Genomic DNA, 12,904 nt, shown 5'->3' with positions numbered 1-12,904 from the left:
CCTAACGACTGGAGGGCCACTCCTCCCAATGGAGATCCGCGGGAGAACCCATGGAGGGCCTCAGCGCACCATCGCCTCCACCAGCACGTTCCCCGACGCCCGGGCCACGATGAACGACTCCCCCTTCACCGCCTTCGGGTCCAGGGCGAGGCGGTGCCGGCCCGTCTCCAGTACGCCGTCGAAGACCTCGTGGGTGTGGGTGCGGTACAGCCGGTCCAGGCGGTACGCGGTGAGCCGGACCCGGCAGGTGGAGGTGACCTCCACGCCCGCCTCGCCGTCGGCGGCGACCAGGCGGGTGAGGCGGCGCTGTTCCAACGGGCTGCGGTCCAGGGCGTGTTCGATCTGGGCGACGAGGAGAGGGACGATCGGGGCGAGGCCGCTGACGTACGCGACCTCGACCCCGGCGTGCTCGAAGGACTGCCGTACGGCGGCGCGCTGGTCCTCGGTGACGGCCCGCCCGAAGGCCACCGCGCCATAGGTGCGCAGTTCCTCGGCGGGGACGCCGGCCGCGTCGTGCGCGATCTCGGCGCCGATGCCGATGGTGCGCAGGGCTGCGGCGAGCTTGGCGAGGACGGCGACGCGGGCGCCGATGAGCAGGACCCGGCGGCGGGCCGAGGGCTCTTCCGCGGTCTCCTCCAGCAGGCATCCGAGCGCGCTGCGGTACTCGGGGCCGTGGAAGCGGAACGGCCCTATCCCGTGGTAGCCGTTCAGCTCCAGATCGGCCCGCCCGTCCGTCTGCCAGGCGAAGTCGCGCCACACGTAGTCGTCGCCGTCCTTCTCGATGACCGCGGTGACGGCTCCGCAGGCGAGGTCGGCGCACTCGGGGCAGCCGTAGATGACATAGCGTCCGCCCGTCAGCGGGGCGTCGGTCTCCAGGAGGAGGCCGCGCACGTGGGCGGTGAAGATCGAGGGCGGGATGTCGGAGGCGAGCGGGGAGACGGCGTCGAGGTCGGAGAGCTGGAACAGCAGCGGGCGGCCGTCCACGATGAAGTCGACGAAGTCCCGGTGCGCTTGGTAGGCGCCGTCGGCGAGGACGGCCCCGGCACGCATCGCCGGTGCCAGGCCGAAGGTCGCGTACTCGGCAGACATGCTGTGAGTATTCCCAGAGCGGGACACTTGTGAGCACGGCACCGCGTATTCCGCTACCGCCTCTTCGCGGGTCCGCTAGCGTCGCCCACGTGGCAATGGATCAAAACGATGATGATGTGATCGTGATCGGTGGCGGGGTCGCCGGGCTGACGACGGCGGCCGTCCTGGCGGAGAGCGGCAGGCGCGTACGGCTGTGGACGCGTGAGCCCGCCGAGCGGACCACCTCGGCGGTCGCGGGCGGGCTGTGGTGGCCGTACCGCATCGAGCCGGAGGTGCTCGTCGGCGAGTGGGCGCTCGAATCGCTGGTCGTGTACGAGGAGTTGGCGGCGCGGCCCGACGAGACCGGGGTGCGGATGGTCGAGGGCGTGCACCGTGGGGCCGCGCTGGACGGGCTCGGTGCGTGGGCCGCTCGGGTGCCGGGGCTGCGGGCGACGACGGCCGAGGAGTACGCGGGGACCGGGCTGTGGGCGCGGCTGCCGTTGATCGACATGCTGGCACATCTGCGGTGGCTGCGCTCACGGCTCACCGCCGCCGGCGGGACCGTCGAGACACGTACGGTCACCGACCTCACGGAGGCCGAGGCGCCGGTCGTCGTCAACTGCACGGGGCTCGGCGCCCGCGAACTCGTTCCCGATCCGTCCGTACGGCCCGTTCGGGGGCAGTTGGTCGTCGTGGAGAACCCCGGTGTCACCACCTGGCTCAGTGCCGTGGACCACGGCTCCGCGCAGACCACGTACGTCCTGCCGCAGCCGGGCGGGCTGATCCTGGGCGGCACCGCCGAGGAGGACGACTGGTCGCTGACGCCCGACCCGGCCGTCGCCGAGGCCATCGTGAAGCGGTGCACGGCCCTGCTGCCGGAGATTGCCGGAGCCCGCGTACTCGACCACCGGGTCGGTCTGCGGCCCGCCCGCGACGCGGTGCGGCTGGAGCGTGAACTCCTGCCCGGCGGGCGGACGTTGGTGCACAACTACGGCCATGGGGGCGCGGGAATCACGGTGGCGTGGGGGTGCGCGGGGGAGGCGGCGAGGCTGGCCACCGGTCAGTGACGGCCGATGAACCGGACCCGGTCGGTCTCCGGCCGACCGCCTCCCCCCATCTCACCCGGTCAGCAGTCGGTGTCGGCCTCCCCCACCGTGACGTGGTACGGAGCCCGCTCGTCGAAGAGCAGCGGGACGAGCGCACGCAAGGACTGGCGCAGCGGGACGAGGGCACCCGTACCCGTCCGGGTCGCCTTCACGCCGTGCAGGGCGAGTTCGTCCTTGAACTCCGCGTACTGATCCGCCGTGAGCCGATAGCCGCATGGCGGGTCCTGGATCACCTCGGCGGGTTCGGGCGGGTCGTTGTCCGCGCCGCCGACGTAGACCGGGCCGGTGTCGCGCCAGCCGGCCAGCCTGGCGGCTCTCGTAGCCGCGTCCACGCGCCCGCCCCGCTCCGCCGCGAAGCCGAACAGGCCGTCCAGGGCAGCGAGTTGGGAGGTGACCCGGCGCAGGTTGTTGACGGGCTCCGGTACCTGGGCCAGGGGTTGCACACGGCTCTCGATGAGCAGGCCGACCGCGTGCTTGACGCCCGACATGTTCCGCAGGATGCGTTCCTGACCGTCACCGGCGACCTGCCGGATCGGCTCGCCGGTAACGGGGTCGGTCCAGATGCCGTACGTCCCGGTCGTGTACCCCTCGGCCTGCGCGGCGGGCCGCACATGGTCCAGCGAGAGGGTCCGGGCCTCGTCGTGCACGGCCGGGGCGGTGTTCAGGTTCCGCGGCCAGAGGTCGAAGAGGTCCTTGTCGTAGTACGGGGGTGTGGCCCCGTACTCGTGCAGGTCGTAGACCACGTCGGGCTTCCGGTCGCGGATGACCGCGGCCAGCGCCCGTGCCTCGGCCGTCCGGAGCGACAGGTGGTCGCGGTTGATGTCGACGCCGTCGCTGTTGCCGCGTGTGTCAGCGGCCCGGCCGTCGGGGTTGGCGGTGGGTACGACGAGGACGGTGGTGCTCTTCAGGAACCGCTCGGTCCGCTTGTCCCTGGCGTACGCGAGGTCGCGGACGGTGCTGAGGCATGCCTCGCGTCCGGAGGGCTCGTTGCCGTGCTGGCCGCAGACCAGGAGGACCGTGCGGGTGGTGGGGCGTGTTCCGAGCCGTACGAGTTGGAGCGGGCGGTCCTGCTTGGTGGTGCCGATCCGGGTGATCGACACGCGGTCGCTCGCCCGGTCGACGGCGGCGAGGAAGTCCCGTTCCCCGGACTGGCTGGTCCACCGTGCGCCGCCCGACTCCTCGAATCCCGTGCGCGGCGGGGTGTCCGCCGCGTGTGCGGGCGTCGGCAGCAGCGGGACGGCGAGGGCGGCCGCGATCACCGCGGCGATACGGGTCTTCACGAGGCCTCCGGGACGCGCTGGGCGGTGCGCGGCTCGCGTACGCCGTCGAGGACGGTCGCGCTCGGGGCGGTGCCGGCTCCCGAGGTCGCCTTCCCGAACGCCTCGGCGCCGCCGACCAGCGGGACGCGGGCGGAGGTGCGGGCCAGGTCGAGGGTGAGCGTGGGGGTGCTCGACGGCGGCTCGATCAGGTCCTCGTCGGTGCCCGCGACGATCAGCGCGAGGCGGTGGCCCGCCGGGATCACGTGGTCGCTCGCGTGCAGATCGAGCGTGATCGTGTACGGCGTGCCGGGCGTGAGCGGCTTGCCCGTCAGGCCCGAGCCGTGGTTACCGAGGTCGGCCCAGCCGCGGCTGAAGATCGTGTAGTCGACGTCGGCCGTCTTCGCCTCGGTCTCCCGGAAGCAGGAGCTGTCGCCTGTCGTGCTCGGGCCCCAGCAGGTGCGTTCGGTGAGCGTGGTGATGCCCTCGGCGGGGTCGGCGTAGTCGCGGATGGTGTCCGGGCCGAGGTCCACGAGGACCGCCGAGAGGTGGGCGGTCGAGGTGGTCGCGGTCGCGGTGACGGTCACCTTGGAGGAGCCGGACAGCCGGAGGTCGCGGGTGAGCGGCTTGGTGACGAAGCCGGCCTTGTCGGGCGTGGACCGGTCGACGTACGCGGCCCAGTCGGTCTCGCTCAGCCGCGGGTTGTCGGTGAAGGTCTCGGTGCCGGTCCGCGTGCGCAGGCCGAGGGTGCCGACACCCGCCTGGGTGCCCTTGCCGGGGCGCAGGGTCGTGGTCCCGGTGGCGCGGGGCGGCCAGACGTCCGACGTGACCCACTGGTCGGGCTCGCGCTCGATGTCGGCCATGGGTTCGTCGTCGATTCCGTTGTCGTAGCCGAGGAGTTCGTGGTCGAACCAGCGGTGCAGGGTGTCGGCCCACTCGGCGCGGCGGAAGTCGAAGGGGTCGACGTGGCCGACCTGGGAGAGCCAGATCTTGCGGTCGACGCCGTTCCTGGCGAGGGCGTCCCACCACTGGCCGAAGTGCTTGGGGCGGACGTTGAGGTCCTGCATGCCGTGGATCACGAAGACGCTGGCCTCGACCTCGTCGGCGTCCGGCAGGTAGTCCCGCTCGCTCCAGAACGACGTCCAGTCGCCGGTGCGCGGGGCTCCGTCGACGATCCTCTGCTGGACGGCGGCGCACTTGGCGCGGGCGCCGGGGCTCTCGACGTAGTTGGACAGCCAGTCGGGACCGGAGTTGAAGAGGGGGGCGCCCTTGGCGAAGTAGTAGTCGTACCAGGAGGAGATGGCGCCGATGGGGACGATGGTCTCCAGGCCCTCGACCCCGGTGGCGGCGACACCGTTGGCGATGGTGCCGTCGTAACTCTTGCCGATCATGCCCGTCTTGCCGTTGGTCCAGGTCGTCGCCTTGGCACGGGTGGCGCCGGTGCGGGTGGTGTAGCCCTTGGCGCGGCCGTTCAGCCAGTCGACGACGGCCTTCGCGGACTGGATGTCGGAGCGGCCGCCGATGTCCACGCAACCGTCGGAGCGGTTGGTGCCGGCGAGGTCGACGCCGACGAAGGCGTAGCCGCGGGGCACGAAGTAGTTGTCGTAGAACAGCGGCATCTGGACAACGTTGCCGTTCGCGTCGTACGTCTTGCGCTGGCCCTCGTTGCCGCGTCCGCAGCAGGAGTAGTAGGGGCTGGCGTCCATGATCACGGGTATCCTGCGGCCCTGCTGGGCGGTTTCACGGGGCCGGACGATGTCGACGGCGACGCGGTCGTCGCGACCGTCGCTGTCGCCGTCGAACCCGATGTCCACCCATACGGATTCGCGGATCGCGTTCTCGTACGAGTAGACCGGCTCACTGGTCCGGGGCGCGCTGTGGGCGGCCGCCGGGGTCAGAAGGGTGGCCATCAGGGCGGCCGTGGCCGCCGTCGCGAAGGATCTCCAGGTCGTGAAGCGCCCGCGGCGCGCACGTATCGGCATGCGCGGGAAGCTACCCCGGTCAACTCCTGTGCAAAAGAGGGCCCTTGGGGCATGCGGGGACTCGGCCAAGGTGTGGCCGGAAAAGGTGCGTACGGCCGGACGACTCGTGACGGCCGAACGGCGGTCGTGTGACAGGGACGGTCGTGGGCGCGTCCGGGGCCACGGAGGATGGACGGGCTCCGAACGGACTTCGGTCCCCTACGACTTGGAGCTGTGCGCACCACGGATTCATCGCGCCGGGCGCGTTCACCGCCTGTCTGCTGTCGGCGATCCCTGTCCGCCGGACAGGCCCTGGAGCCCATGAGGCATCCCGGGTGCCTCAGGATCGCGGCTCCGCCGGGGTCGCGATCCGCTCGCCCACTACGCGGCTCGCCAGGCTGGAGGCCAGCTCCGAAACGTGCACGCGGAGTTCGGCCTCGGCCATGGCGCTCTCGGAGTCGATGCGGGCGCGGCCCTCGGCCAGGACGGCATCGCGCTCGCGCTGTCCCTCCTCGCGGGCGGCGGCGATCAGTGCGGCGCCCTCCTCGAAGGCGCGCTGGCGGATACGGGCCGCGTCGTGGCGGGCCTCGGCCAGGAGGGCCTCCGCATCCGCCCGTCGGCTCTCCGCCTCCTCCCGTACGGACCGGGCCCGCTCGGCGGCGCCTTTGATCGCGTCCTCGCGTTCCGCCAGGGCGCGATGGAGGCGGGGCAGCAGCCGGGAGACGGCGAAGAAGGCGAGCGCGAAGAGTCCCGCCGCGACGGCCAGGTGCTCGGCTCTCGGGTTCAACGGCCCCAGGGGGTACGGGATGAGGTCCATATCCGCGATCTACCCGCTCACGCGTGCGGCGGCTACGCCCATCCGCACCATAGTCGACCGACAACGGACATATCGCGATGAACATGACACGATCAAGGTATACGTCAGCGGTCACAATACTGGTGAGACGGCACTACTGTTGCACTGCGTAGCCGCAGGACACCCGAAAGGCTGGGCGGTCATGACGACGGACACCGAGGAGCCGGCGCTCACGGTCGACGAGCTGGCCGCGCGGGCCGGCGTCACGGTGCGCACGGTGCGCTTCTACGGCACCAAGGGACTGCTGCCGCCGCCGGTGATCGGCCCGCGCCGCGTGGGCCGGTACGGCAGGGAGCATCTGGCACGGCTGGCACTGATCGACGAGCTCCAGCGTCAGGGTATGACGCTCGCGGCGATCGAACGTTATCTGCAGCAGCTGCCGCCGGACCTGACCCCGCACGATCTCGCGCTGCAGCGTGCCGTGGTGGCCTCCTGGGCGCCGGACGCGGTGGAGAGCGTGACGCGGGAGGAGCTCCAGCGGCGGGCGGGCCGCCCCCTGGCCGAGGAGGACGTGGAGCGGCTCACGGCGATGGGGCTCGTCGAGCGGGACGGTGACACCTTCCGCGTCGATCCCGGCCTGCTCCGGCTCGGCGCCCAGCTCCTCGACGTACCTCTGTCCCAGGAGACGATCCTCGCGGCGCGGACCGTCCTGCTGGAGCACTCGCGCGCCGCGGCCCACGAGCTGTCGCGGCTCCTGCGCGACGCGGTCACGGAACGGGAGCCGCAGGCGGTGAAGTCCCTCTCGGCACACATGCAACCGCTCGTGGTGCAGGCACTCCTGACCACCTTTCAGCGCTCGCTCAAGGAGGAGCTGCGGGAGTGGCTCAAGGAGTCCTGACCCCGCACATGGGGCTCACAAGTACGCGGAACCTCCCGCCACATTGAGGGTCTGCCCGGTCAGGAACCCGCTCCCCTCGTCGACGACGTACAGCAGCGTGGACACGAGATCGCCCGGCTCCTGGGTCCGCCCGACGACCTGCTGGGCGCGTACGTGCTCGAAGCCCCCGTCCACGCCGACCGTCCGCTCGGCCGTGCCGGTGCGCACCATGCCGGGCACGATCGCGTTGACCGTGATGCCGTACGGGCCGAGAGCCGAGGCCAGGGCGCGGGTGAAGCCGATCAGGCCCATCTGCGAGGCCACGTACGGGACCATCGTCGGCGGGGCGGTGAGGACGGCCGCGGAAGCGATGTTCACGATGCGGCCCCACCCCGCCGCCTTGAGGTACGGCAGTACGGCGCGGGTCACCAGGAACGGCGCCTCCAGGTTGACCCGCATGACCCGCCGCCACTCCTCCGGCGTCGTGTCCTCGAAGTCCGACTCGGGGTGGACACTCGCGTTGTTGACCAGAACGTGCAGGGTGCCGAACCAGTCGATGACACGCTCCAGCCCCTCCCGTATCCGGCCCTCGTCGGTGGCATCGGCGATCACCTCCACATAGTCCAGAACCTTCTTGGCCGTCTCCGGCTGCGGGACAAGGTCCATCCCCGCCACCCGATAACCACGCCCGGCCAGCGCGACAGCGAACTCCTGCCCGAGCCCCTGTGCCGCTCCGGTCACCAGGGCGGTACGCGTCTCCATGCGCAGAGTGTTGACGAGGCGTCAGCCACCGGGCAAGAGCGCATTCCCCTCGCTGAAACGCCCCCGTGACGGCTGGTGAGGTAAAGCGCGGGCTCATGGGCACGACTCCGGCCCAATAGCCGCGCCCCCCTCAGGGGCGCGGGGAACTGCGCGACAAGCCACAAACAACCCGCAGCCCGCCGACACCCCCCGCCCCCACCCCCTACCGGGCCCTGGGGCGAAGCCCCAACGGGGTCGAAGGGGCAGAGCCCCTGGAGGATGGGACGGGTAGGGGCGGCGGGGGCGAAACCCAACCCCCGCGCACCCCCGGCCTCACCCATCCGTGAACCGCTCCCCCTTCTCCGCCTTCTCCACCAGCGACACCGGCGGCACAAACCGCTCCCCATACCGTCCGGCAAGCTCCCGCGCACGGGCCACAAAGCCCACCGGCCCGCCCTCATACCCATTGATGTACTGCAGAACGCCACCGGTCCAACCAGGGAAGCCGATCCCGAAGATGGACCCGATGTTGGCGTCGGCGACGGACGTCAGGACGCCCTCCTCCAGAAGGCGCACGGTGTCGAGCGCCTCGGAGAAGAGCATGCGTTCCTGCATGTCCTCGAAGGGAATCCGATACCCCGGCTCGGCAAAGTGCTCACGCAGACCGGGCCACAGCTTGGCCCGCTTGCCGTCGGGCCCGTAGTCGTAGAAACCGCCACCACCACTGCGCCCGGTGCGGCCGAACTCGTCGACCATACGGTCGACGACCGCCTCGGCGGGGTGCGCCGTCCAGGTACCGCCCGCTTCCTCGACGGCCCGCTTCGACTCGTCGCGAATCCTGCGCGGCAACGTCAGCGTCAGCTCGTCCATCAGCGAGAGCACCTTCGCCGGGTAGCCCGCCTGGGCCGCCGCCTGCTCGATCGAGGCCGGCTCGATGCCCTCGCCGACCATCGCCACACCCTCGTTGATGAACTGGCCGATCACACGGGAGGTGAAGAAGCCCCGTGAGTCGTTCACCACGATCGGGGTCTTGTTGATCTGCCGGACGAGGTCGAAGGCGTGGGCCAGCGCCTCGTCTCCGGTCCGCTCGCCCTTGATGATCTCGACGAGCGGCATCTTGTCGACGGGTGAGAAGAAGTGCAGGCCGATGAAGTCGGCCTGGCGCTCGACGCCTTCCGCGAGGGCGGTGATCGGCAGCGTGGAGGTGTTGGAGCACAGGAGGGCGTCCGGCGCGACGACGTGCTGGATCTCCTGGAAGACCTTGTGCTTCAGCGCCGCGTCCTCGAAGACGGCCTCGATGACGGCGTCGCATCCCGCGAGGTCGGCCGGATCGGCGGCGGGGGTGATGCGGGCGAGCAGCGCGTCGGCCTTCTCCTGGGTCGTACGGCCCCGGGAGACGGCCTTGGCGCAGAGCTTCTCGGAGTAGCCCTTGCCCTTCGCGGCGGCTTCCGTGGACACGTCCTTGAGGACGACGTCGATGCCCGCGCGGGCGCACGAGTAGGCGATGCCCGCGCCCATCATCCCGGCGCCGAGGACGGCGACCTTGCGGACCTGGCGGGGCTCGATGCCCTTGGGGCGGTTGGCGCCGGAGTTGACGGCCTGGAGGTCGAAGAAGAACGCCTGGATCATGTTCTTCGCGGTCTGCCCGGTGACCAGCTCGGTGAAGTAGCGGGCCTCGATGGTCAGCGCCGTCTCGAAGTCGACCTGGGAGCCCTCGACGGCGGCCGCGAGGATGTTGCGCGGGGCCGGGTAGGGCGCGCCGTTCAGCTGCTTGCGGAGGTTGGCCGGGAACGCCGGGAGGTTCGCGGCGAACTTGGCGTTGGCCGGTGTGCCGCCCGGGATGCGGTGGCCCGGCTTGTCCCAGGGCTGCCGCGACTCGGGGTTGGCGTCGATGAAGGAGCGGGCCTTGGTGAGCATCTCCTCGCGGGTGGCGGCCACTTCATGGACGAGGCCGTTCTCCAGGGCGCGCCGCGGGCTGTATTGGGTGCCCTGGAGGAGCACCTTGAGGAGGGCGTCCGCGATGCCCATGAGGCGGACGGTGCGGGTGACGCCGCCGCCCGCCGGGAGCAGGCCGAGGGTGACCTCGGGGAGGCCGATCTTGGAGCCGGGGGCGTCGAGGGCGACGCGGTGGTGGCTGGCGAGGGCGATCTCGTAACCGCCGCCCAGGGCCGCGCCGTTGATCGCCGTGACGACCGGCTTGCCGAGGGTCTCGATGCGGCGCAGGTCGTTCTTGACCTCCGTGCCGAACTCGAAGGCCTGCCGGGCGTCCTCCGGACCGGCCTTGATCATGTCCTTCAGGTCGCCGCCCGCGAAGAACGTCTTCTTGGCGGACGTGTAGATGATGCCGCGGATCGAGTCCTTCTCGGCCTCGGCCCGGTCGGCGATCGCCCTGATGGAGGTCCGGAAGGCCGCGTTCATGGTGTTGGCGGACTGGTCGGGGTCGTCGAGGACGAGGGTGACGACGCCGGTGTCGTCCTGTTCCCAGCGGATGGTGGTGCTCTCGGTCATGGCGTGGGTCTCCGTCGAAGTCTGAGGTCTGGTGGTCCGCCGGGAGTTACAGGCGCTCGATGATCGTCGCGATGCCCATGCCGCCGCCCACGCACAGCGTGGCGAGGCCGTGGCGCAGGTCGCGCGCTTCGAGTTCGTCGACGAGCGTGCCGAGGATCATCGCGCCGGTCGCGCCGAGCGGGTGCCCCATGGCGATGGCGCCGCCGTTGACGTTGACCTTGTCCAGCGACAGGCCCATGTCCTTCACGAAGCGCAGCACGACCGCCGCGAAGGCCTCGTTGATCTCTACGAGGTCGATGTCGTCGATGGTCAGTCCGGCCTTGGCGAGGGCCTTGCGGGTCGCGGGCGCGGGGCCGGTCAGCATGATGGTGGGCTCGGAGCCGGAGACGGTGGCGGAGACGATCCGCGCGCGCGGAGTGAGGCCGTAGCGCTCGCCGATCTCCTTCGAGCCGATGGCGACCAGCGCGGCGCCGTCCACGATGCCGGAGGAGTTGCCCGCGTGGTGGACGTGGTCGATCTCCTCGACCCAGTGGTACTTCTGCAGTGCCACGGCGTCGAAGCCGCCCAGTTCCCCGACGTCCGCGAACGACGGCTTGAGCCCCGCGAGCGAGTCGGCGGTGGTGCCGGGGCGCATGTGCTCGTCGTGGTCGAGGACGACGAGTCCGCTGCGGTCCTTCACGGGCACCACGGACCTCTCGAACCGCCCGTCCTTCCAGGCGGCCGCGGCCCGCTCCTGGGACAGCGTCGCGTACTCGTCCACGTCCCGCCGGGAGAAGCCCTCGATGGTGGCGATGAGGTCCGCGCCGATGCCCTGCGGGACGAAGTCGGTGGCGATGTTGGTCATCGGGTCGGCGAACCAGGCGCCGCCGTCCGAGGCCATGGGGACGCGGGACATCGATTCGACGCCGCCCGCGAGCACCAGGTCCTCCCAGCCGGAACGGACCTTCGCCGCGGCCATGTTGACGGCTTCGAGGCCCGAGGCACAGAAGCGGTTCTCCTGGACGCCGGCCACCGTGTCGGGCAGCCCGGCGGCGATCGCGGCGATACGGGCGATGTCGGAGCCCTGGTCGCCGACCGGCCCGACGACACCGAGCACGATGTCGTCGATCGCGGCCGGGTCGAGGCCGGGGAAGCGGCGCCGGATCTCGTGGATGAGGCCGGTCACCAGGTCGATGGGCTTGGTGCCGTGCAGGGCGCCGTTCGCCTTGCCGCGACCGCGCGGGGTGCGGATCGCGTCGTACACGTACGCTTCGGTGCTCACGAATCTGGCCTTTCGGGTGCAGGGAGGGCAAGTCGGGTGACGGGGAGGACAAGAGGGTCGGCCGCGCGGGACATCAGGAGCCGGGTGAGGTCCGGGGAGAGGCGGGCGGGTTCCGCAGGGTTCAGTCGTCGCCGTCCAGGAGGCCGGGTATGTCCCAGTCGCGGGCGATGTCCGCGGTGTCGGCGCCCGGCTGGGCGGGCCCGGTGCGCACGGACGTATGGGTCGTGGAGAAACGGGGCGTGGGGGCCGGCTGGGTGATGCCTCCGAAGTCGGTGAAGGTGCCGCGGGCGGCGAGATGCGGGTGGCGGGGCGCCTCGCGCAGCGACAGGACGGGTGCCACGCAGGCGTCGGAGCCCTCGAAGACGGCGGTCCACTCCGCGCGCGTACGGGTCTTGAACCGGGCCGCGACCTTCTCACGCAGCTCACCCCAGCGGGCCAGGTCCTTCCGGGCCGGGGCCTCGTCCTTGAGGCCGAGCAGTTCCACGAACTCGCCGTAGAACTGCTGTTCCAGGGCGCCCACCGCCATGTACTGGCCGTCGGCGGTCTCGTACGTGCCGTAGAAGGGGCAGCCCCCGTCGAGCAGGTTGGCGCCGCGCCGGTCCTGCCAGCGGCCGGCGGCGAGCATGCCGTGGATCATCGCGGCCAGGTGTGCGGCGCCGTCCACGATGGCCCCGTCCACGACCTGTCCGGCGCCGGTCGCGCGCGCGTGGTGCAGGGCCGCGAGGACACCGACGACGAGGTAGAGCGAACCGCCCGCGTAGTCGCCGAGGAGGTTGGCGGGGACCGCGGGCGGCTCGTCGGGCCTGCCGATGAGGCCGAGGGTGCCGGTCACGGCGATGTACGCGATGTCGTGCCCCGCGCGATGGGCCAGCGGGCCGTCCTGGCCCCAGCCGGTCATCCGGCCGTAGACGAGCCTCGGGTTGCGGGCGTGGCACGTCTCGGGGCCGACGCCGAGGCGCTCGGCGACGCCGGGGCGGTAGCCCTCGACGAGGATGTCGGCGCGTTCGACGAGGTCCAGGACGCGGTGCGCTCCGTCCGGCGACTTCAGGTCGACGATCACGGACCGCTTGTTGCGGTTGGTGACGTCGTACTCGGGGTTGACGGCGAGTCCGGTGCCGCCCGGCCGGTCCACGCGGACGACATCGGCGCCGAGGTCGGCGAGGAGCATGGCGGCGAAGGGGCCGGGCCCGATGCCGGCCAGCTCGACCACGCGCACACCGGTGAGCGGGCCGTGCGCGGGCGTCCCTGCCACTGTCATCGTGCCCCCAGCACTGTGTGACACCACTGATGTAACACCAGCGATGCTAAGAACGTGTTCCACTCCGCACAA

At 71.3% G+C, this 12,904-nt stretch carries 10 protein-coding genes; 2 read left to right on the top strand and 8 right to left on the bottom strand.

The annotated features are described in order from the left end of the window. Nucleotides 1-60: 60 nt before the first annotated feature. Nucleotides 61-1,089, bottom strand: a complete 1,029-nt coding sequence (locus ACWD3C_RS19840; protein ID WP_451145561.1) for an oxidoreductase — start codon at nucleotides 1,087-1,089, stop codon at nucleotides 61-63. 95 nt (nucleotides 1,090-1,184) lie between these two features. Between ACWD3C_RS19840 and ACWD3C_RS19835 the strand changes: the two genes are divergently transcribed. Next, a complete protein-coding gene (locus ACWD3C_RS19835) occupies nucleotides 1,185-2,135 on the top strand; it encodes an FAD-dependent oxidoreductase (RefSeq protein ID WP_451145682.1) in 951 nt (316 codons plus the stop codon). A 59-nt stretch (nucleotides 2,136-2,194) separates the two neighbouring features. Here ACWD3C_RS19835 and ACWD3C_RS19830 read toward each other — a convergent pair whose 3' ends face one another. The 3 genes from ACWD3C_RS19830 to ACWD3C_RS19820 all read right to left on the bottom strand — a co-directional run bounded on the left by ACWD3C_RS19830 (nucleotide 2,195) and on the right by ACWD3C_RS19820 (nucleotide 6,208). Next, nucleotides 2,195-3,454, bottom strand: coding sequence for a M14 family metallopeptidase (locus tag ACWD3C_RS19830; protein WP_451145559.1), 1,260 nt, complete (start codon nucleotides 3,452-3,454; stop codon nucleotides 2,195-2,197). Next, nucleotides 3,451-5,412: a Xaa-Pro dipeptidyl-peptidase gene (locus tag ACWD3C_RS19825; protein ID WP_451145557.1), complete on the bottom strand. Its 1,962-nt coding sequence runs from the start codon at nucleotides 5,410-5,412 to the stop codon at nucleotides 3,451-3,453. The genes ACWD3C_RS19830 and ACWD3C_RS19825 overlap by 4 nt, the downstream gene beginning before the upstream one ends. Nucleotides 5,413-5,731: 319 nt before the next feature. Beyond that, nucleotides 5,732-6,208 carry a F0F1 ATP synthase subunit B family protein gene (locus tag ACWD3C_RS19820; protein ID WP_451145556.1) on the bottom strand — a complete coding sequence of 159 codons (477 nt, stop codon included), beginning with the start codon at nucleotides 6,206-6,208 and terminating at the stop codon, nucleotides 5,732-5,734. A 181-nt stretch (nucleotides 6,209-6,389) separates the two neighbouring features. Here ACWD3C_RS19820 and ACWD3C_RS19815 point away from each other — a divergent pair, with 181 nt between their 5' ends. Next, complete coding sequence (locus ACWD3C_RS19815; RefSeq protein ID WP_451145554.1) at nucleotides 6,390-7,085, top strand: MerR family transcriptional regulator; 696 nt, start codon at nucleotides 6,390-6,392, stop codon at nucleotides 7,083-7,085. A 15-nt stretch (nucleotides 7,086-7,100) separates the two neighbouring features. On the opposite strand, the gene ACWD3C_RS19810 is transcribed toward ACWD3C_RS19815, so the two are convergent. The 4 genes from ACWD3C_RS19810 to ACWD3C_RS19795 all read right to left on the bottom strand — a co-directional run bounded on the left by ACWD3C_RS19810 (nucleotide 7,101) and on the right by ACWD3C_RS19795 (nucleotide 12,832). Beyond that, complete coding sequence (locus ACWD3C_RS19810) at nucleotides 7,101-7,826, bottom strand: SDR family NAD(P)-dependent oxidoreductase (protein WP_451145552.1); 726 nt, start codon at nucleotides 7,824-7,826, stop codon at nucleotides 7,101-7,103. A 312-nt stretch (nucleotides 7,827-8,138) separates the two neighbouring features. Beyond that, nucleotides 8,139-10,313: a 3-hydroxyacyl-CoA dehydrogenase NAD-binding domain-containing protein gene (locus ACWD3C_RS19805; protein WP_451145550.1), complete on the bottom strand. Its 2,175-nt coding sequence runs from the start codon at nucleotides 10,311-10,313 to the stop codon at nucleotides 8,139-8,141. 46 nt (nucleotides 10,314-10,359) lie between these two features. Further along, nucleotides 10,360-11,574, bottom strand: coding sequence for an acetyl-CoA C-acetyltransferase (locus ACWD3C_RS19800; protein ID WP_451145548.1), 1,215 nt, complete (start codon nucleotides 11,572-11,574; stop codon nucleotides 10,360-10,362). A 121-nt stretch (nucleotides 11,575-11,695) separates the two neighbouring features. Continuing rightward, nucleotides 11,696-12,832 carry a CaiB/BaiF CoA transferase family protein gene (locus ACWD3C_RS19795; protein ID WP_451145546.1) on the bottom strand — a complete coding sequence of 379 codons (1,137 nt, stop codon included), beginning with the start codon at nucleotides 12,830-12,832 and terminating at the stop codon, nucleotides 11,696-11,698. Between the last annotated feature and the right edge of the window lie 72 nt (nucleotides 12,833-12,904).

The organism is Streptomyces sp. NPDC002845 (assembly GCF_053591955.1).
Note: the sequence above shows the minus strand (reverse complement) of the source record. Positions and strands in the feature narration are given on the sequence as shown.